Source organism: Rhodopseudomonas infernalis (assembly GCF_022271405.1).
GTDB classification, from domain to species: domain Bacteria; phylum Pseudomonadota; class Alphaproteobacteria; order Rhizobiales; family Xanthobacteraceae; genus Rhodopseudomonas; species Rhodopseudomonas infernalis.
On the sequence record NZ_JAJNAL010000063.1, the window covers coordinates 1 to 19,198 of the forward strand.

Sequence of the window (19,198 nt, forward strand, 5' to 3'; positions counted from 1 at the left end):
CTCGGCTCGCCCTCACCCCAACCCTCTCCCGCAAGCGGGAGAGGGAGCCCGCAGAGGGCGGGGCGGACGTAGCGCTCTACAAGACAAGCGAAATTAGTTAGATTGGGTAGTATTCTCGTCTCACAACTATCGCTATCAGGCGGTGAATCGCGCCGACGGCAGCGAGCTCCCTCCCCCGCTTGCGGGGGAGGGTTGGGGTGAGGGCGACGCGGGCAGTGAGTCCGCGAGAGCCACCCCGCTCAGGTCTCGATCTTCACATACTCGAAATCGCCCGGCTTGTTGTCGATGCCGACCTTGGGGGGCGAGATCCAGGGGGCGTATTCGCCCGGCTCGCTGACCGGCTGCATCAGCGAGGCGATGAAATCGCCGTCGTCGGTCGACGGCAGCCAGTCGTCCTTGCGCTTGGCCCAGGTCGCGCCGTCGATCAGCAGGCCTTCGGGCGTCGCGTGGACGTCCTTGAACTCGCCGATCGCGCGGTGGAAAGCGACGTGCGGCAGCGTCAACTGATAGTCGTAGCCGGCCGTCGTGATCACCTTGTTCCAGCGCAGCAGGCCCTTGACGCAGTCCTGCGAATAGTCGTCGCGCAGCCGCATGTTGAGCGCGGTGAGCGCCGGCTCGTCGACCCGCTTGATCTCGCCGTCGACGAATTTCAACACCGGATAGGTCGCGTTCTTGAGCTGGTGATCGTCGTCGATCTGGGTCTCGTGATAGCGACCCTTGATGCCGAAATTGAAGGCGTTCGCCGCATTGGTCGACACTTCCGAACCGAACAGGTCAAGCGACAGCGTGTAGTGAAGGTTGAGCTTCTTCTGGATCGTCGGCAGATCGATGACGCCGAGCGCTCGGACTTTTGCGATGTCGGCCGGATCGGTGATGCCGGCCGCCCGCATCGCATCGCAGGTGCGCTGGATGACGCGGGTGATGCCGGTCTCGCCGACAAACATGTGGTGCGCTTCTTCGGTCAGCATGAAGCGGCAGGTGCGCGACAACGGATCGAAGCCCGACTGCGCCAGCGAGTGCAGCTGCATCTTGCCGTCGCGGTCGGTGAAGTAGGTGAACATGAAGAACGACAGCCAGTCCGGCGTCGCCTCGTTGAAGGCACCGAGCATGCGCGGCGCGTCGGCATCGCCGGAGCGGCGGCGCAAGAGATCGTCGGCCTCCTCACGGCCGTCGCGACCGAAGTACTTCTGCAGCAGATACACCATCGCCCACAGATGGCGACCTTCCTCGACATTGACCTGAAACAGGTTACGCATGTCGTAGAGCGACGGCGCGGTCTTGCCGAGGTGGCGCTGCTGCTCGACCGAGGCCGGCTCGGTGTCGCCCTGAATGACGATCAGCCGGCGCAGCATCGCGCGATATTCGCCGGGGACTTCCTGCCAGGCCGGCTCGCCATAATGCTCGCCGAACGGGATCTTGCGGTTCTCCTCCTGCGGCGCCAGCAGCACGCCCCAGCGATAGTCCGGCATCTTGACGTAGTCGAACTTCGCCCAGCCGCGCGGATCGACGGAGTAAGCCGTGCGCAGATACACCAGCTTCTCCTGGAAGCCGTCCGGCCCCATGTCGTTCCACCAGTCGATGTAACCCGGGTGCCAGCCCTCCAGCGCCTTCAGCACCTGGCGATCGGACGCGAGATCGACATTGTTGGGGATCTTGGTCGAGTAGTCGACGTTCATGATGTTCATGTTCATGGGCGGGCTCGCTGGGGCTGGCTGTGATCAGGGGCGAGTAGCGAATAGCGAGTGGGAATAGGCAACCGAGCCATTCGGCTCCAACTATTCGCTATTCGCTACTCCCTATTCGCTAGACTCGCGTCATGTCGTATTGCGCCTTCTGGCCGGTGCCGTAGCGGCGCAGGGCGCCGTCTTCGCCGACGGCGTTGGGGCGCTGGAAGATCCAGTTCTGCCACGCGGTGAGACGCGAGAAGATTTTCGACTCCATCGTCTCGGGACCGACGAAGCGCAGATTGGCTTCCATACCGGTGAGGCTGTCGGGCGAAAACGAGGCGCGCTCTTCGAGGAAGACGCGGACCTCATCGTCCCAGTCGATGTCGTCGAGCGCGAAGGTGACGAGGCCGAGCTCGTCGGCCGCCTCGGCGTCGAGCGGCTCGCCGATCTTGGCCTGCGCCTGCGCCAACTCATCGCCCTCGGACTGGAAGCGCGACTGCAGACGCGTCAGGCCGTGGCTCATCGGATAAGGGCCGAAATTCATCGCGCTCAGCGTCAGCATCGGCGCCGGACGGTTATCACCCTCCCGCGTGCCGATCAGCATGTAGGAACGGTCGGCGGCGAACACGAGTTCGGCCAGCGTGCCGACGAAGCACGAGCCCGGCTCGACCAGCGTCACCAGCGTGCGCGAGGTGACGTCGACGCGCTTCAGCACGCGCTTCCAGTAATGTCGGATCTCGTTGACCAGCCAGTGCGCCTTGTTGTCCTCGAGGAAGGCGTCGTGCGCCAGCACCTGCGCACTGTCGCCGTGCGACTTGAACACCAGCATGGCGATGCCGAGTTCGTTGATGCGCAGATGCAGGATGGCATCGTCGAGTTCGCGCGCAACCTGGAGCGGCCAGTAGAATGCGCCCTGCGCGATCAGCCCGTCGATATCGGCCGGCGGAGCGGCTTCCGGGCCGGCGATCGAGATCGTGGCAATGCGCGCGTCGCGGTCGAGATCGACGCTGACGAACTGATAGCGTGCCCCGGACTCGTCGAAGCTGCGCGTGAGCGGCGTCAGCATGATGCCCGGTCCGCTCGCGTTGCGTGGCGACGACGCGGCGAGAGCCTGTACGCGGTCGGCGATCTTGGCTTCGAGCTTGCTGTTCGGCGCGATCTCGTCGACGAGGCGCCACTGCACGGCGCGCTTGCCCTTGATGCCTTCTTCGATGGTGCAGAAGAAATCGGCGCGATCGCGCCGCACCTTGCGCTTGTCGACGACGCGCGTCAGTCCGCCGGTGCCGGGCAGCACTGCGAGCAGCGGCACTTCCGGCAACGCCACGGCGGCGGCGCCATCGTCCGCCATGATGATCTGATCGGCCGCCAGCGCCAGCTCATAGCCGCCGCCGGCAGCGGTGCCGTTAATCACCGCGATGCTGCGCTGGCCGGAATGCTCGGAAGAATCCTCAAAGCCGTTGCGGGTTTCGTTGGTGAATTTGCAGAAATTGACCTTGTGGGCGTGGGTGGCGCCGGCCAGCATCCGAATGTTGGCGCCGGCGCAGAACACGCGGTTCTTGCCGGAGCGCAGCACGATCACCTTCACGCCCGGATGCTCGAAGCGCAGCCGCTGCATCGCGTCGGCGAGCTCGATGTCGACGCCGAGGTCGTAGGAATTCAGCTTGAGCTGATAGCCCTCGAACAGCCCGCCGTTCTCATCGACATCCATGGTGAGGGTTGCCACCTCGCCGTCGACCGCCAGCTTCCAGTGCCGATAGCGCGACGGATCGGTCTGAAAATCGATCCGGCTCGCTCCATTCGCGAGAACGCGATCCTCCGCGGCCATGCGGCTCCTCCCTAGACTTGTTAAGATGCATTATAATGCACGATACAGCAGACGTCCAGCACCAACCGCCGCCAACATGCATTTTGTTGCAGCTTGGGCGTCAGATGGCTTGCCCGTGGGCGACTTCGCCGTGGGCGGCCTCGCCGTGGCCTTGCAGCAGCCGATTGGCGAACTCGGCGACGGCGGCGAGCGTCGCTTCGGGAGCCTCGCGCTGCGGAGTGTGGCCGGTGTTCGGCAAGATCACCGTGTCGACCGGGCAATAGCATTCGTGCTCGGCGATCTCGATCTGCCGCAGTGTGCCGTACTGGTCGTCGGCGCCCTGCACGATCTGCACTGGAACGCGGATGTAGGCGAGGTGATCGGCGATATCCCAGGCGCGAAACGCCGGATCGAGCCAGGCGTCGTTCCAGCCGCGGAAGGTGCTGTCGACGTCGTTGTGCCACTTCGCCAGCTTGGCGCGCAGATCGGTCGACAAGTAGGCCTGCTTGATCGCTGCGATCGACTGAACCGAGATGTCCTCGACGACGAAATGCGGCGCCATCAGCGTGACGCCGCGAATGCGATGATCCGGGACGCCGCCTGCGTAGATCGCGGCGATCGACGCGCCGTCGGAATGTCCGATCAGCAGGCCGCGGCGAAAGCCGATGGCGCCCAGCACGCGCGGCAGCACATCCAGCGCTTCGCGATGCATGTAGTCGACCTTGCGCGGCAGCTCGGCCGGGCTCGATTGTCCATAGCCGGCCCGCGAATACACAAAGACGCCGGCGCCCGTCGCGGCCGCAAGCCTGTCGGGAAAGTCACCCCACAGCCCGACGCTGCCGAGCCCCTCATGCAGCAACACCAGCGTCGGCGCCTCCGTGGGAGACGGCCCGATCATGCGATATTCGAGCTGCTGCTCGCCGATGGCGAGATAGCCGGACGGCTGGAGGATGGTCATGACGAACGCCTTCTTATCGCACTTGCTTTCCACGCCGCCGGAGTCGTCATCCTGATGTGCTCGCCGTCTTCGGCGAGCCTCGAAGGATGCGGCCGCACGCGACTCGTGGCCCATCCTTCGAGGCCGTCGCTGCGCGACGGCGCCTCAGGATGACGGCGGAGCTTGTGGCGATCGCTGCGTTGGGCCTCCCACCGGATCACTGCCCGCCCTCGCGCAGCTTGAAGCGCTGGATCTTGCCGGTGGCGGTTTTCGGCAGGCTTTGCACGACCTCGATCCAGCGTGGATATTTCCACGGCCCGACCTTCTGTTTGACGTGATCCTTGAGCTGCTCGAACAGGCCGTCCGCGGCGACGCCTTCGCGCAGCACGATGTAGGCGCGCGGCTTCAGCAGGCCGTCGAAATCGGCGTCCGGCACCACCGCGGCTTCGAGCACCGCGGGATGCGTGATCAGCGCGCTCTCGACCTCGAACGGCGACACCCAGATGCCCGACACCTTGAACATGTCGTCGGCGCGGCCGCAGAAGGTGTAACGGCCGCCCGCATCGCGGATGTACTTGTCGCCGGTGCGGGTCCAGTTGCCCTCGAACGTCGCGCGACTCTTGCTGCGCTGATTCCAGTAGCCCTCGCCGGCGGACGGTGCGTCGACCAGCAGTTCGCCGACGTCGCCATCGGCAACGTCCGCGCCGGCTTCGTTGACCAGCCGCACCTTGTAGCCGGGGACCGGGCGGCCCGACGTGCCGTACTGGATGTCGCCCGGCGCATTCGACAGGAAGATGTGCAGCAGCTCGGTCGAGCCGACGCCGTCCAGAATGTCGGCGCCGAACCGCGCCTTCCAGGCGAGCCCGACCGACTCCGGCAAGGCCTCGCCGGCCGACGTGCAGATCCGCAGGCGGCTGCCGACACTCTCGCTCTTCAGCGCCGGATCGTTGAGCATTGCGGCGAACAGCGTCGGCACGCCGCAGAAGATCGTCGGATTGTAGCGCTGCATCAGGCCGAACATCACCGCCGGTGTCGGCCGCTCGGCGTTCAGCACCGTGGTGGCGCCGACCGACAGCGGAAAGGTCAGCGAATTGCCGAGCCCGTAGGCGAAGAACAATTTCGCCGCCGACAGCACCAAATCGTCCTCGCGGATGCCGAGCACCTGCTTGGCGTAGGTCTCGGCGGTGGCGGCGAGATTGGCGTGCAGATGCCGCACGCCCTTCGGCATGCCGGTCGAACCGGACGAATACAGCCAGAACGCCGGCTCCTCGGCATGCGTCCGCACCGTCTCGAAGCTATCGCTCTCGCCCGCGAGTTCGTCGGCAAGCTTGAGATGACCATGGGCGTCATGGCCCGAGACCACGACATGCGCGAGGTCCGGCAGGCCGGCGAGGATGTCCTTCACCACCGGATAGAGCGCCTCGGAGACAAACAGCACCCGCGCGCGGCAGTCGGCCAGCACATAGGCATATTGCTCGGCGGTCAGCAGCGTGTTCAGCGGCACCGGTACGACGCCGGCGCGGATGGCGCCGAGAAACACGACCGGAAAGTCGATCGTATCCAGCATGATCATCGCCACGCGCTCTTCACGGCGAAGGCCGAGCCGGCGCAGCAGATTGGCGGCCCGGCAGGTCTGCGCCTGCAGCGCCCGATAGCTGAGTTCGGACACCGTGTCGGTGTAGGCGAGCTTGTCGCCGCGCCCCTCGGCGACATTGCGGTCGAGCAGCCAGCTCACCGCATTGTACGACCCAGCCCCGGTCATCCCGTGCATCGCCCGGTCTCGCCAAGGTTCATGGCGCCCTCCCATTAGAATTATAGTTCATTAGAATTATAGTGCATAGGAAGCCACTAGACCGGGTTGCTGTCAATCCTGCTCGGCACTATGATTCAGGCCGCATGAGCGCACTTCCCGATACGCCAGAGTCCAACGAATCCGATGCCGGCTTCCTACTGGAGCTCGGCCAGCGCGTCCGCACGCTGCGCGGACTGCGCGGCATGTCGCGCAAAGTGTTGGCCAAAGTCTCCGGCATTTCAGAGCGTTACATCGCGCAGCTGGAAGGCGGCAAAGGCAACGTCTCGATCATGCTGCTGCGCCGCGTCTCCGATGCGTTGGCGACGCCGCTCGAGGATCTGCTGCCGTCGGGCGATCCGTCGATCGACTGGCCGGTGATCCGCGATCTGGTACGCCGCGCGACGCCGGTGCAGATCGCGCACGCCAAGGACGTGCTATCCGGCATGGGCCGGCTCGGTGCCGGCGCGCGGCGGGCGAATGCCTTCCACGGCGTAGCGCTGATCGGACTACGCGGCGCCGGGAAATCGACGCTCGGGCGGATTCTCGCCGACAAGATCGGCTGGGCCTTTGTCGAGCTCAACAAGGAAATCGAACAGCAGAACGGACTTTCCGTCGCCGAGATCATCGCGCTGTACGGCCAGGAAGGTTTTCGCCGCATGGAGCAGGCGGCGCTGGCGCAACTCCTCGCCCGCAAGGAGCTGATGGTGCTGGCGACCGGCGGCGGCATCGTCTCCGAGGCGATCACCTTCGATCAGATCCTGTCGTCGTTCTACACGATCTGGCTGAAAGCCGAGCCCGAGGAGCACATGGCGCGAGTCCGCGGTCAGGGCGACCTGCGGCCGATGGCCGATGATCGCGCCGCCATGCAGGAACTACGCACCATCCTGCAAAGCCGCGAGCCACTCTACGCCCGCGCCTCCGGCGTGCTCGACACCGCGCATCTGACCGTCGACGACGCCGCCGCCAAGCTGATCGCGATGGTATCACCCGTGCTGTGCCGCGACGCCTGTGCGTTCGGGTTGAAGGACGAGGTGGTGTAGTTAGGCTTCAACGTCGTCGTCGTAGGGTGGGCAAAGCGAAGCGTGCCCACGCGAGCGGCGATTTGCGCGTGGGCACGGCGCTACGCGCCTTTGCCCACCCTACGTTGCTACACGCCCAAATGCCGCTCCAGCAGCTCCGGCTGCGCGGCCAGTTTCGCCGGTGGGCCGTCGAATACAACGACGCCCTTCGCCAGCAGCACCATGCGGTCGGCGATTGCCGAGAGGCTGCGGAAATCCTTGTCGACCACGAGGGTGGCGACGCCTTCCCGGCGGATCACGCCGAGGGTGCGCCAAATTTCCTGCGCCACCAGGGGCGCGAGGCCTTCGGTCGCCTCATCGATAAGTAGCAACTCCGGGTTGGTCATCAGCGCGCGGCCGATCGTCAGCATCTGCTGCTCGCCGCCGGAGAGCTGATGGCCGCCATGTCCGCGGCGTTCCGCGAGCCTTGGAAACAACTCGAAGATCCGCGGCAACGTCCAGGTCGCACGGCCATCCCGGCCGGGGCGTGCGGCCATGACGAGATTCTCGACGACCGTGAGCGCGCCGAACACGCCGCGACCTTCCGGCACCAAGGCAACGCCGCGGCGCGCGATGACATCGGGCTGTGCGCCGGCGATGTCGTCGCCGTGGAGTAATCGCCGGCCGCGGCAGGAGGGGACGAGGCCCATCAACGCGCGTAGTAACGTCGTCTTGCCCATGCCGTTGCGGCCGATCAGCGCGATTTGCTCGCCGTGGCCGATCGTCAGATCGATACCGTGCAGAATCTGGCTGGCGCCGTAGAACGCCTCGAGCCGCTCGGCCTGCAGCAGGGCGCTCATGCGGCGTCTCCGTGGGTACCCAAATACGCCGCACGCACCGCGGGATGGCGCCGCACTTCTTGTGGCAAACCTGAGGCAATGACCTGACCGTCCTGCATCACCGTCAGCCGGTCGGCGAGTTCGAACACCGCGTCCATATCGTGCTCGACAATCAAGACTGCGTGGCGTTCGCGCAGCGAGGCGATCAGCGCGATGATGCCGCGCGCCTCAAGCTGGCCCATGCCGGCGAGTGGCTCGTCGAGCAGGATGATCGACGGATCGGTGGCGAGCACCATGGCGATCTCGAGCTGGCGCTGTTCGCCGTGGCTGAGCACATTGGCGACGATCGTCTCGCGACCGGCGAGTCCGGCGCGACTAATCGCATCACTGGTGCGGCGCTGCACGTCCGGATCGGCGAAGGCGCCGCCGAACATGCGCAGCGGCGAGCGTGAACGCGCCTGTGCGGCGAGGCGGACGTTTTCGTGGACGGTGAAGCGCGGGAAGATCGTGGTCTTCTGGAATGCGCGACCGATGCCGGCGCGGGCACGCTTGTCCGGCGCGAGGCTGGTGATATCAGCTTGGCCGAGCCGGATTTTGCCGCTGCTGGCGATCAGTTCGCCGGACAACAGATTGATCAGCGTCGATTTGCCGGCGCCGTTCGGGCCGATCACCGCGTGGATCTCGCCGCGCTTGATCTCGATCGACACATCGGCGACGGCGCGCAGGCCGCCGAAGCGTTTGCCGATCCGCTCGGCGCGCAGGCTGGTCTCAGGCATGACCGGTCTCCGGCGCAGCGGCGGGAGTCGTTGCCGGCTTGTTATCACGCGCGGGCGTGCGCTCTCCCATCACCATCGGCCAGATCTGGCGCACGCCGTTCGGCAGCAGCAGCACAATGGCGATGACGATCAGGCCTTCGATCAGTTTCCACTGCTCGAACGTCGCCTTCAGCACCTCTTCGAGCCCGAGCAGCACCAGCGCGCCGATCAGAGGGCCGGTGACCGTGCTGAGGCCGCCGATCAGCACCATCACCAGCGCCACTGCGGATTGATGCCAGCCCAGCATCTGCGGCGCGACGAAGCCGAACTGGATCGCCGCGAAGTAACCGGCGAGGCCGGCGAGCGCGCCCGAGATCGTAAAGGCGATCAGGCGGATGCGGAAGATCGGAAAGCCGAGCGCGCGGGCGCGGCGCTCGTTGTCGCGCGCGGCGGCGAGCGCATGGCCGAACGGCGAGCGCACCAGCATGGTCAGCAGCGCGATCGCGCCGACCGTGACGGCGAGCACGGCGAAGTAGAACACCAATGGCTTGTCGAGATCGAGGAGGCGAAGGCCGGCGATCACCAGCTCCGGCTTGGCGTTGATGAAGGCGCCGTCGGAGCCGCCGGCGAAATCGGCGTCGTGAAACAGATAGAACAGCATCTCGCCGAACGCGAGCGTCACCATGATAAAGTATACGCCGCGGGTGCGCAGCGCGAGCGCGCCGATCACCAGCGCGGCAGCACCCGCCACCGCGACGGCGGCCGGCAGCGTCAGCAGCAGCGAGGCCGGATCGTATTTCGGCGACATCAGCGCCAGCACGTAGCCGGCGAGCCCGAAGAAGGCCGCATGGCACAGCGACACCAGCCCGCCCTGCCCCACCACCAGATTGAGCGCCATCGCCAGCACGCCGAGGATCAGCACCTTGCTGGCGAACTGCACGTAGTATTGCGGCACGAGGAACGGCAACGCGACGGCGACGATGAGACAGATCGCCGGGAGCAGCCAGCGGGGCAGCGCGCGCATCACACCTCCCGCCGGCCCAAAATGCCGTTGGGGCGCCACAGCAGGACGAGCGCCATCAGCAGATAGATCAGCATGCCGGAGACGCTGGGGAAGAACACCTTGCCGAAGGTGTCGGTGAAGCCGATCAGCAGCGCACCGATCGCGGCGCCGGCGACCGAGCCGATGCCGCCGAGCACGACGACCACGAAGCTCAGGATCAGCATGCCGTCGCCCATGCCGGGATACACGGTCGAGATCGGCGCGGTGACGATGCCGCCCAGGGCTGCGAGCGCGATGCCGGTGGCGAAGACGAGGCGGTTGACCTTGTCGTAGTCGATGCCGAGCACCCGCGTCATCTCGCGGTTCTCGGCGCCGGCGCGCACGATCATGCCGATCTTGGTGCGGGTGATGACGAGGAAGATCACCGCCGCCACCGCCAGGCAGAACACGCAGATCGCCAGCCGATACACCGGATAGGACAGATTGTCGGTGAGCTGGATCGAGCCGGACAGCCAGTCGGGCGGCGCGACGGAATGCACGTCCTTGCCGAACAGGATTTGCCGCACCTCGTCGATCACCAGGATCAGCCCGAACGACAGCAGCACCTGCGCCAGATGATCGCGGCCATACAGCCAGCGGATGAACACGCTCTCCAGCGCCAGCCCGAGCACAAAGGCGATCGCGACACCGCCCACCAGCGCTGCCAGATAGTTGCCGGTCATCAGCGCGATCCAGTAAGCGAGGTACGCGCCCAGCATGTAGAACGCGCCGTGCGCGAGGTTGATCACGCCGAGAATGCCGAACACTAGCGTCAGCCCGCTGGCGACCAGGAACAGCACCATGCCGTATTGCACGGCATTGAGCAGCTGCACGCCGAAGGTGATCAGGTCCATGGCTTCATCCGCGCCCTACCGCTTCTCCGCACGATCACTCTCCTCGCGTCCGTCATTCCGGGGCGCGCGTAGCGCGAACCCGGAATCCCGAGCTGTTCTGCGATTCTGGACGTCGTAACAACTTCTGGATTCCGGGTTCGCGCCAAGGGGCGCGCCCCGGAATGACGTGCTTGTTGGTCAGCCGACCGCTTCTCCGCACAAGTGCTCTCCCCACGCTCGTCATTCCGGGGCGCGAGCGCAGCGAGCGAACCCGGAATCCAGACACGTTCTGCGATTCCGGACGTCGTAACAATTTCTGGATTCCGGGTTCGCGCGCGAAGGGCGCGCGCCCCGGAATGACGGTGCTTGTTGCGCGGGTCGGGCCCGCGCATGACGCTGTGCTTGATGCTCACGTCATCCGGCAGCCGCGCGCCGGATCGTCGACGGCGCTTTGGGCGATCGAGACCATTTCGTTGCGGCCGTTGCGGACTTCGCGGAGGTAGATGTTCTGGATCGGGTTGTGGGCCTTGTTGAACGACAGCGGACCGCGAGGGCTGTCGATCTTCGCCGCCGCCATCGCCTTGATCATCGCGTCGCGCGCCGCGGCGTCGCCCTTGACGGCGCCGAGGCCGATCTCGAGCAGTGAGGCGGCGTCGAAGCCCTGCACCGCGTAGATGTCGCCGTCCTTCTGGGTCTTGGCCTTGAAGGCCTTGAGGAACGCGACGTTGGCGGGATTGTCGAGATTGTCGGCGTAGTGCAGCGTGGTCTTGATCCCGCTCGCCGCCTCGCCCTGCGCCTCGATGGTGCCGTCGGTGAGGAAGCCTGCGCCGTACAGCGGGATCGATTTGTTCAGGCCCGCGGCCGCGTAGTCCTTGACGAACTTCACCGCGCCGCCGCCGGCGAAGAAGCTGAACACCGCGTCCGGCTTAAGCTGGGCGATGCGGGTGATCAGCGCCTGGAATTCGACCTGCGGGAACGGCAAGGTCAGATCCTCGACGATCTTGCCGCCGTTCTTGGTGAAGTTTTCCGCGAAGGCGCCAACCATCTCGGCGCCGGCGGTGTACTTCCAGGTGATGGTGGCGACGTTCTTGATGCCGGCATCGGCCATCACCTTGCCCATCGGGAAGGTGGTCTGCCAGTTCGAGAACGAGGTGCGGAAGATGTTGGGCGCGCAGGCCGGGCCGGTGGCGTCATTGGCGCCGGCATTGGGGATGATCAGCATCGTGCCGGAGTCACGCGCGACCTTGACCATCGCCATCGCGACGCCGGAATGCACCGTGCCGATCACCACGTCGACCTTGTCGCGGCCGACCAGCCTGTTCATGTTGTCGGTCGCGGCTTCAGGCTTGGACTCGTCGTCGACCTGCACGAACGTCACCTCGCGCCCGCCGAGCTTGCCGCCGAGCTGCTCGACGCGCAGCCGGAAGCCGTCGTCGATGAACTGGCCGAGCTTCGCGAACGTGCCGGTGTAGGGCAGCATCAACCCGACCTTGAGCGGCGCGGCCTGGGCGATCGCCGGCGTGGCGAAGCGCGGCAGCGTGGCCAGCGTGGCGGCGCCCGCCGCGCCGGTGAGCAGCGCGCGACGAGACAACGGCGGCAAAGGACGAATGTCGGACATGGCGTTTCTACCCCTTGGTGTTTGTTTGTTCGGTGTTTTTTGGCGTGAGCCGGTGCCGGCGCTGCCGCCGGCCCGGTCTGTGTCCCGAAGCTTAGACGGCAGCATAATTCAGGACAGCGCGAAGGCAAGAATTATAGTGCAGATTGTCGACGGCGGGTTTTGAGCGCCGGGGGCAGGATGCGGAGCTGGCGGCGCGGGATGGCTTGACCTCTCCCGACTGCGATCCGGGTGAGGGCGCTCCTTTCCGCGACACGTTGAGCTCACTGCCTGGGGCGCCCTCACCCCAACCCTCTCCCGCAAGCGGGAGAGGGAGCGCGCTGCGCTTGGGGCGCCCTTACCCCAACGCTCTCCCGCGAGCGGGAGAGGGCGCGCGCTGTGCTCGGGGGGCGCTCTAAATTTCGAACATGACGCCGATGCGGGTTTGTTTGATCCAGACGAGGCGGCACTCGCGGACGCCGGAGGACGTCACCAGGCGGAAACGCTGCGGGATGTAGGCGGCTTGCTCGACTTCGAGCGCGGCGCCCTCCTCCGAGAGGTTCACCACCAGGCAGCCGAGGCTGACGCCGTTGAAAGACACATGAGCCGGTTCCTCGACGCCGTGCCGAGGAGATCTGCGATTGTCATCCACCCTGTTGCCCGTTCGTTTGCTGCCGGCGATGGCGGCCATCGCAGCTCGGCAGGGGACTAACACCACACGACACCGATAATTCCAGCGCTACCCGATTGGCGCACGTCCCGTCCGATCGGCCCTCAGGGCTGGGTTCTTTCGAACTGGCGCAGCAGTTTGTTGCCGCGCTCGACCGCGGAGTCGATCGCGGCCTGCGCCGGCTTCCTGCCGCTGAAGGCCTGTTCGAGTTCATCCTCGATGACGTCGCGGATCAGCACGAAGGAGCCGAGCCGCAGCCCGCGCGAATTGTCGGTCGGCGGTTTCAGCGTCATCTGCTCGATCGAAATCGCGGTGCCGGGGTTGCGCTCATAGAAGCCCTGCGCCCGGGTCAGCTCGTAGGCGGCGCGCGTCACCGGCAGATAGCCCGTGGCCTGATGCCAGGCGGCCTGCACCTCCGGCTGCGACAGATAGGCGAAGAATTTCGCCACGCCTTTATACTCCGCCGCCGGACGACCGCGCAGCACCCACAGCGTGGCGCCGCCGATGATGGTGTTCTGCGGCGCGGCGGCGACATCCGGCCAATACGGCAGCCGGCCGTAGCCGACCTCGAATTTCGAATTGGCGATGATGTCGGCGCGGGTCGCCGAGGACCCGATGAAGATGCCGCAATCGCCCTGCTGGAAGCGCGGCTCGGCCGCGGTGGCGCGGCCGCCATAGTCGTACGCTTTGGTCTTCTGCCACTCCGCCAGCTGCGCCACATGCTTCACCAGCACCGGATTGTTGAACACCAGCTCCGCGTCGAGCCCGCCCAGGCCGTTGGCGCGGGTGGCGAGCGGCAGGTCGTGATAGGCGGAGAAATTCTCGACATTGACCCAGGACGGCCAGGACGTGGTGAAGCCGCAGGCCGCGCCGGCCGCAACCAGCTTGGCGGCCGCGGCGCCGACTTCCGGCCAAGTGCCGGGCGGTTTCTCCGGATCAAGCCCGGCTTTCCGGAACAGCGCCTTGTTGTAGTACAGGATCGGCGTCGAGGAATTGAACGGGAACGACAGCATGTTGCCGGCAAGATCCACGTAGTAGCCGGCCACCGCGGGCAGATAGTCCGCCGGCGAGAACGCCTCGTTCTCCTCGCGCATCAATTCGTACACCGGGTACACCGCGCCGCGCGCCGCCATCATGGTGGCGGTGGCGATCTCGTTGACCTGCACGATCGCCGGCTGGCTCGACGAGCGGAAGGCGAAGATCGAGGCGGTGACGGTCTCGGTGTAATTGCCCTTATAGGTCGGCACCACGCGGTAGTCCGACTGCGAGGCGTTGAAATCGGCAGCGAGCTTTTCGAGGCGGCGTCCGAGCTGGCCGGACATCGCATGCCACCAGGCAATATCGGTCGTCGCCCGTGCCGGGTTCACGCCCGCGAGCACAAGCAGCATGACGCATGTCAGCAGGGCTGAACCTCGCCCCCGCCGCCGCTTACTCCCGATAGCCATGTCCCATGCCGGTCTGCTACATTGGCGGGACTTCTCCGGCCCCGGTCGCGGATACGAACTCTATGGGATCGAACTTGCTGCTGTCCAGTCGAGCCGCGATGCCAGATTCAACAGCAGCCTGGGCCGGCGTGACGCTCGTCATCATCCCTTCATCTGCGGCCGGCAGACCCGCAGCGATCCTGTTCCGCAAGGCTGACTGATTTGAACCCGACGGCATCTGGCCAGGACAGCAGCAGCGACGTGCGCGCGGGTCTGGCGAGCCGCTCCGGCGTCGTCCGGCTGGTCCGCGCCGTCCCGATCCGCTGGCGCATCCTGTCGATCGCGGCGCTGAATTCGCTGGTGGTGTTGATCCTGGCCAGCATGATCTGGAGCGGCACCCGGGTGCTGAGTTCGGCCTGGGACGATGTCCGCCAGGTCCGCGAGTCCGATCAGATTCTGGCGCTGCTCGAGAGCGAAACCAGCCGGCTGCAGAACCTGATCCATCGCTACATCAACCAGCCGAGCCCCGACCTGTTCGCCGAGATCCTGCTGCTGCGCGAGGCGGTGCTGGGCACGCTGAGCAGCCGCGCCGCCAACGACCCGATCCTGACCGGCTCGGTTGCCGAGCTGGAGCGCGTCACCGAGCGCTTTCTCAATGGCTTCGGCGATCTGCGCGCGCTGCAGAGCAAAATCAAGGATACCTACGAGAACCGGGTGCAGGGGCCGGCGCGCGACATCGCCGGGCTGTATTCGGTGATCGAAGGCGCCACCGGCCGGCGCGACGCGCCGATCTGGCCGGCGCTCGGCCGCTCGCGCGAGGCCTTCACCGCGATGCTGGTGGCGGCCAACTCTTATTATCTGTCACTGTCCAAGCAGGCCGCCGAAGACGCGCAGCGCAATACCGAGACGATCGAGCGCACCGTGCCGGTGATGATCGGCTACGCCGACAACGATCTGCAGCGGATGGCGTTGGAGAAGCTGAAGCAGCGCGCCGCGGCGCTGCGCGACGGCCTGCAGGATCTGTCCGAACAGCTCGCCAGCCGCAGCGACCTGCTGCGGCATTCGATCGACGCCAGCCAGGCCTCGACCATCGGGGCAATCGACGCGCTGTCGGTCCAGATGCGGCAGCGCGAACAGAAGGCGCAGCAGACCTTCGACCGCACCCTCACCAACATCTCCCGCAAGGTGCTTTGGATCGCGGTGATCTTCATCGGCGTGATCCTGGTCGCCAGTACGATCATCGCCTTCAGTATCCGCAAACCCCTGCACCAGTTGCTGTCGGCGATGCGCGCCATCACGTCAGGCGATTACGACCGCCGCGTCGCCGGAACCGAGGCCCGCGACGAGGTCGGCGCGATGGCGCGCGCCGTCGAGGTGTTTCGCGAGAACGCCATCGACAAGCGCAAGGCCGAGGACGATCTGCGCGCCTCCAAGGAAAAGGCCGAGAGCGCGCTGCTCGAACTGAATGCCGCACAGCAGAATTTGATCGACGCGGAGCGGCTGGCCGCGCTGGGCGGGCTGGTCGCCGGCGTGGCGCACGAGGTCAACAATCCGATCGGCATCAGCCTGACGGTGGCGTCGAGCTTTGCCCGCAAGGCGACGCTGTTCGAAGCCGACCTGAAGGGCGACACCCCGCTGCGTCGGTCGCAACTCGAGGAATTCGTGCGCTCTTCGCGCGACGCCTCCCAGCAGCTTGTCGGCAATCTCCAGCGCGCCGCCGAACTGATCCAGTCGTTCAAGCAGGTCGCGGTCGACCGCTCGCATGCCGAACGGCGACCGTTCGATCTCCACGAGGCCACAGATCAGATCGTTGCCAGCCTCAAGCCGGTGCTGAAGCGGGCGCCGATCGAACTGGCGATCGACGTTCCCGAAGGGCTGGTGATCGACGGTTATCCGGGCTCCTACGGCCAGATCCTGACCAATCTGTTCCTCAACGCCGTCAACCACGCCTTCGCGGACGGCCGCGCCGGCATCATCACGATCACCGCCCGACCGCGCGGCGACGATGTCGAGATCGCGTTCGGCGACAACGGCGCCGGCATGACGCCCGACGTGCAACGCCAGGCGTTCGATCCGTTCTTCACCACCCGCCGCACCGAAGGCGGCACCGGGCTCGGGCTGCATATCGTTTACAATCTGGTGACCCAGCAGCTCGGTGGCCGCATGATGCTGGAATCAAGATTAGGACAAGGCACGACTTTTCGCATTATCATGCCCCGCACCGCCAAAGGCGGGCCGACCGACGCCGACACGCCCATCGACGGAAATCTGCAATGGCCGACCAGGACGATATCCTCCAGCTGATCGAAGATACCGATCCGGTCACCGAACCGTCGAATGCCAAGCGGTGGAAAATCGCGGTGATCGACGACGATGCAGCGGTTCACGAAGGCACGCGCTTCGCGCTCAGCGACTACAGCCTGAACGGCCAGGGTCTGGAGATCCTGTCGGCCTATTCGGGCGCCGAGGGTCGCGAGCTGATGCGGGCGCATCCGGACATCGCAGCGGTGCTGCTCGACGTCATCATGGAGTCCGACGCCGCCGGCCTCGATCTGGTGGAGTACATCCGCAACGAGATCCGCAACGAAACCGTCCGGATCATCCTGCGCACCGGCCAGCCCGGCCAGGCGCCGGAGCGGCGGGTGATCGTCGACTACGACATCAACGACTACAAGGCCAAGACCGAACTTACCGCCGACAAGCTGTTCACCTCACTGACCGCGGCGCTGCGCAGCTATCAGCAGCTCGAGCGCATGGTGCAGACGCGGCGCGGCCTCGAAATCATCATCGACGCCGCCTCGACGCTGTACGATTTCAAATCGATGCAGCGGCTCGCCGAGGGCGTGCTGACCCAGATCGCCTCGCTGCTCAACGTCGATTGCGCGGGCATCCTGGTGCTGCGCGACAGCGGCGAAGACTTCTCGGTGCTGGCCGGATCGGGCTGCTACAGCCGCTTCATCGGCTGCATCGGTATCAACCCGCTCGATCGGGATCTGCGGCTGATGGTCGAGGAGGCGTTCCGCCGCCGCAAGCACGAATTCGCCGACCAGCGCACGGTGCTCTATGTCCGCACCGGCAGCGGCCGCGAGGTTGTGGTGCTGCTGCAGGCCGAACGCGAGCTGTCCGAAACCGACCGGTCGCTGGTCGAGATCTTCGGCTCCAGGCTGTCGATCGCGTTCGACAACGTGATCCTGTACCGGCAGCTGCACGAGGCCAACACCCAGCTCGAAGAGCGCGTCGCGCAGCGCACCCGGGCGCTGACCCAGGCCAATCGCCGGCTGTCGACGCAATGGATGCGGCTGCAGCGCGCCAACGCGTTCAAGAACGAGATCCTCGGCACGGTCGCGCACGATCTGAAGAATCCGCTCGGCGTCATTCTCGGCCGCACCGAGATGCTCACCGAGCTGATCGGCGCGGACTCCTCGAAGGACAGCGTGCTGGCCCAGGTCGATCACATCCGTGAGGCGACGCGGCGGCTGACCTCGATGGTCGACCACCTGATCTCCGACGCGATGGCGGACGCCTTCGACATCTCGATCCGCCGCGAGCCGGTCGACCTCGCCGCGCTGGTGGCCGAGGTCGCGGAGGCCAACCGGCCGATGGCCACCAACAAGCAGCAGGCAATCGCGGTGTCGATCCCCGCCGCCCGGGTGACGATGTGCGACTCAGACCGGGTCCGCGAGGCGATCGACAATCTGGTCAGCAACGCCATCAAATACAGCCCGATCGGCGGCAAAATCTCGCTTCAGGTCGACGGCGACGCCAGCACCACGGTGATCCGTGTCGCCGACGAAGGCGCCGGCCTGTCGCCGGAAGATCTCAGCCGGCTGTTCGGCCGCTTCCAGCGGCTGTCCGCCAAACCCACCGCGGGCGAGAGCTCGACCGGGCTAGGTCTCTCGATCGTCAAGAAGATCATCGACATGCACGGCGGCACCGTCAGCGCCCAGAGCGAAGGACCGGGCCAAGGCTCGACCTTCACCATCATCCTCCCCGCAGCGCCTCCCGTATCATGAGTCCGAACCCGCACATCATCGTCGTCGACGACGAAGCCCCGGCCCGCGAGATGGTCGGCGACTATCTCAAGATGCACGGCTTTGTCGTGACGCTGTGCGACGGCGGCAAGAGCCTGCGCGCAGAGATCGACATCAAGGTGCCCGATCTCGTGGTGCTCGATCTCAACATGCCGGAAGAAGACGGCCTGTCGATCATCCGCGACCTCAAGGCCAAGACCAACGTACCGGTGATCATGCTGACCGCGACGGCGAGCCCGATCGACCGCGTCGTCGGGCTCGAACTCGGCGCCGACGACTACGTCGCCAAGCCCTGCGAGCTGCGCGAACTGATGGCCCGGATCCGCTCGGTCCTGCGCCGCGCCGCGCCGAAGCCGGCGGCCGAGGCGCCCGCCCCCGCGGCGCCGGCCAAGCCGGCGAGCGAGCAGCTGGTGAGATTCGGCACCAAATGGCTCGACCTCGAGGCCCAGTCACTGCGCGACGACGACGGCAACGAGCACCCGCTGACGGCCTCGGAATTCGGCCTGCTGAAGGTGTTCGCCGCCAATCCCAAGCGGGTTCTGTCGCGCGAACGGCTGCTGGAACTAGCCAACGCCCGCGACGCCGAAGCCTTCGACCGCGCCGTCGATCTGCGGATCATGCGGATCCGGCGCAAGATCGAACTCGACCCGACCAAGCCGGCCGTGATCCGCACCATCCGCGGCGGCGGCTACCTGTTTTCGCCGGCGTCCGAGCGGCCCTGAGCGGGGCGGCTGCGGTGAAGACGATGATCGTTGCGGTGCGCGCCACCGCATTCCGCCGTGATGCGCGGGCTTGACTCGCCCATCCATCGC

At 66.0% G+C, this 19,198-nt stretch carries 15 protein-coding genes; 4 read left to right on the forward strand and 11 right to left on the reverse strand.

Annotated elements, in window-relative coordinates; genetic code table 11:
* Window positions 1–239: 239 nt before the first annotated feature.
* The 4 genes from boxB to LPW26_RS24180 form a co-directional block, all read right to left on the reverse strand.
* Window positions 240–1,691: a benzoyl-CoA 2,3-epoxidase subunit BoxB gene (gene boxB / locus LPW26_RS24165; protein WP_238738308.1), complete on the reverse strand. Its 1,452-nt coding sequence runs from the start codon at window positions 1,689–1,691 to the stop codon at window positions 240–242.
* Between the two features lie 112 nt (window positions 1,692–1,803).
* Window positions 1,804–3,492: a 2,3-epoxybenzoyl-CoA dihydrolase gene (gene boxC, locus LPW26_RS24170; protein WP_238738309.1), complete on the reverse strand. Its 1,689-nt coding sequence runs from the start codon at window positions 3,490–3,492 to the stop codon at window positions 1,804–1,806.
* Between the two features lie 100 nt (window positions 3,493–3,592).
* Window positions 3,593–4,429 (reverse strand): alpha/beta fold hydrolase, encoded by an 837-nt coding sequence (locus LPW26_RS24175; RefSeq protein ID WP_238738310.1) that lies wholly within the window; start codon window positions 4,427–4,429, stop codon window positions 3,593–3,595.
* A 196-nt stretch (window positions 4,430–4,625) separates the two neighbouring features.
* Window positions 4,626–6,179 (reverse strand): benzoate-CoA ligase family protein, encoded by a 1,554-nt coding sequence (locus tag LPW26_RS24180; RefSeq protein ID WP_238738311.1) that lies wholly within the window; start codon window positions 6,177–6,179, stop codon window positions 4,626–4,628.
* 125 nt (window positions 6,180–6,304) lie between these two features.
* Between LPW26_RS24180 and LPW26_RS24185 the strand changes: the two genes are divergently transcribed.
* The gene (locus LPW26_RS24185; RefSeq protein WP_238738312.1) at window positions 6,305–7,240 is read left to right on the forward strand and encodes a helix-turn-helix transcriptional regulator; all 936 of its coding nucleotides are present in this window, start codon (window positions 6,305–6,307) and stop codon (window positions 7,238–7,240) included.
* A 107-nt stretch (window positions 7,241–7,347) separates the two neighbouring features.
* On the opposite strand, the gene LPW26_RS24190 is transcribed toward LPW26_RS24185, so the two are convergent.
* The 7 genes from LPW26_RS24190 to ugpB form a co-directional block, all read right to left on the reverse strand.
* Window positions 7,348–8,058 carry an ABC transporter ATP-binding protein gene (locus LPW26_RS24190; protein ID WP_238738313.1) on the reverse strand — a complete coding sequence of 237 codons (711 nt, stop codon included), beginning with the start codon at window positions 8,056–8,058 and terminating at the stop codon, window positions 7,348–7,350.
* Window positions 8,055–8,813, reverse strand: a complete 759-nt coding sequence (locus tag LPW26_RS24195; protein ID WP_238738314.1) for an ABC transporter ATP-binding protein — start codon at window positions 8,811–8,813, stop codon at window positions 8,055–8,057. Before LPW26_RS24195 ends, LPW26_RS24190 begins: the two co-directional genes overlap by 4 nt.
* The gene (locus LPW26_RS24200; RefSeq protein ID WP_238738315.1) at window positions 8,806–9,816 is read right to left on the reverse strand and encodes a branched-chain amino acid ABC transporter permease; all 1,011 of its coding nucleotides are present in this window, start codon (window positions 9,814–9,816) and stop codon (window positions 8,806–8,808) included. Before LPW26_RS24200 ends, LPW26_RS24195 begins: the two co-directional genes overlap by 8 nt.
* Entirely contained in the window at window positions 9,816–10,688 is an 873-nt protein-coding gene (locus LPW26_RS24205; protein WP_238738316.1) for a branched-chain amino acid ABC transporter permease, read from the reverse strand. The genes LPW26_RS24200 and LPW26_RS24205 overlap by 1 nt, the downstream gene beginning before the upstream one ends.
* Window positions 10,689–11,076: 388 nt before the next feature.
* Entirely contained in the window at window positions 11,077–12,285 is a 1,209-nt protein-coding gene (locus LPW26_RS24210) for an ABC transporter substrate-binding protein (protein WP_238738317.1), read from the reverse strand.
* Between the two features lie 391 nt (window positions 12,286–12,676).
* Window positions 12,677–12,952 (reverse strand): PilZ domain-containing protein, encoded by a 276-nt coding sequence (locus tag LPW26_RS24215; RefSeq protein ID WP_238738318.1) that lies wholly within the window; start codon window positions 12,950–12,952, stop codon window positions 12,677–12,679.
* Between the two features lie 83 nt (window positions 12,953–13,035).
* On the reverse strand, window positions 13,036–14,319 hold the full coding sequence (gene ugpB, locus LPW26_RS24220) for a sn-glycerol-3-phosphate ABC transporter substrate-binding protein UgpB (RefSeq protein ID WP_238738319.1): 1,284 nt from the start codon (window positions 14,317–14,319) through the stop codon (window positions 13,036–13,038).
* Between the two features lie 297 nt (window positions 14,320–14,616).
* On the opposite strand from ugpB, the gene LPW26_RS24225 reads away from it, so the two are divergent.
* From LPW26_RS24225 to LPW26_RS24235, 3 genes are read left to right on the forward strand one after another with little or no spacing between them, the layout of a single operon-like run.
* Entirely contained in the window at window positions 14,617–16,659 is a 2,043-nt protein-coding gene (locus LPW26_RS24225) for a sensor histidine kinase (protein ID WP_406678222.1), read from the forward strand.
* Window positions 16,629–18,368, forward strand: a complete 1,740-nt coding sequence (locus LPW26_RS24230; RefSeq protein ID WP_238738321.1) for an ATP-binding response regulator — start codon at window positions 16,629–16,631, stop codon at window positions 18,366–18,368. The genes LPW26_RS24225 and LPW26_RS24230 overlap by 31 nt, the downstream gene beginning before the upstream one ends.
* A complete protein-coding gene (locus LPW26_RS24235) occupies window positions 18,365–19,108 on the forward strand; it encodes a response regulator (RefSeq protein WP_238738322.1) in 744 nt (247 codons plus the stop codon). The genes LPW26_RS24230 and LPW26_RS24235 overlap by 4 nt, the downstream gene beginning before the upstream one ends.
* The last annotated feature ends 90 nt before the right edge of the window (window positions 19,109–19,198 follow it).

Coding starts and splice junctions, on each gene's coding strand:
- LPW26_RS24195 (WP_238738314.1), bottom strand. CDS start 8,813: ATGCCTGAGACCAGCCTGCGCGCCGAGCGGATCGGCAAACGCTTCGGC.
- ugpB (WP_238738319.1), bottom strand. CDS start 14,319: ATGCTGCTTGTGCTCGCGGGCGTGAACCCGGCACGGGCGACGACCGAT.
- boxC (WP_238738309.1), bottom strand. CDS start 3,492: ATGGCCGCGGAGGATCGCGTTCTCGCGAATGGAGCGAGCCGGATCGAT.
- LPW26_RS24185 (WP_238738312.1), top strand. CDS start 6,305: ATGAGCGCACTTCCCGATACGCCAGAGTCCAACGAATCCGATGCCGGC.
- LPW26_RS24235 (WP_238738322.1), top strand. CDS start 18,365: ATGAGTCCGAACCCGCACATCATCGTCGTCGACGACGAAGCCCCGGCC.
- LPW26_RS24190 (WP_238738313.1), bottom strand. CDS start 8,058: ATGAGCGCCCTGCTGCAGGCCGAGCGGCTCGAGGCGTTCTACGGCGCC.
- LPW26_RS24230 (WP_238738321.1), top strand. CDS start 16,629: ATGGCCGACCAGGACGATATCCTCCAGCTGATCGAAGATACCGATCCG.
- LPW26_RS24200 (WP_238738315.1), bottom strand. CDS start 9,816: ATGCGCGCGCTGCCCCGCTGGCTGCTCCCGGCGATCTGTCTCATCGTC.
- boxB (WP_238738308.1), bottom strand. CDS start 1,691: ATGAACATGAACATCATGAACGTCGACTACTCGACCAAGATCCCCAAC.
- LPW26_RS24215 (WP_238738318.1), bottom strand. CDS start 12,952: ATGGCCGCCATCGCCGGCAGCAAACGAACGGGCAACAGGGTGGATGAC.
- LPW26_RS24205 (WP_238738316.1), bottom strand. CDS start 10,688: ATGGACCTGATCACCTTCGGCGTGCAGCTGCTCAATGCCGTGCAATAC.
- LPW26_RS24175 (WP_238738310.1), bottom strand. CDS start 4,429: ATGACCATCCTCCAGCCGTCCGGCTATCTCGCCATCGGCGAGCAGCAG.
- LPW26_RS24180 (WP_238738311.1), bottom strand. CDS start 6,179: ATGCACGGGATGACCGGGGCTGGGTCGTACAATGCGGTGAGCTGGCTG.
- LPW26_RS24210 (WP_238738317.1), bottom strand. CDS start 12,285: ATGTCCGACATTCGTCCTTTGCCGCCGTTGTCTCGTCGCGCGCTGCTC.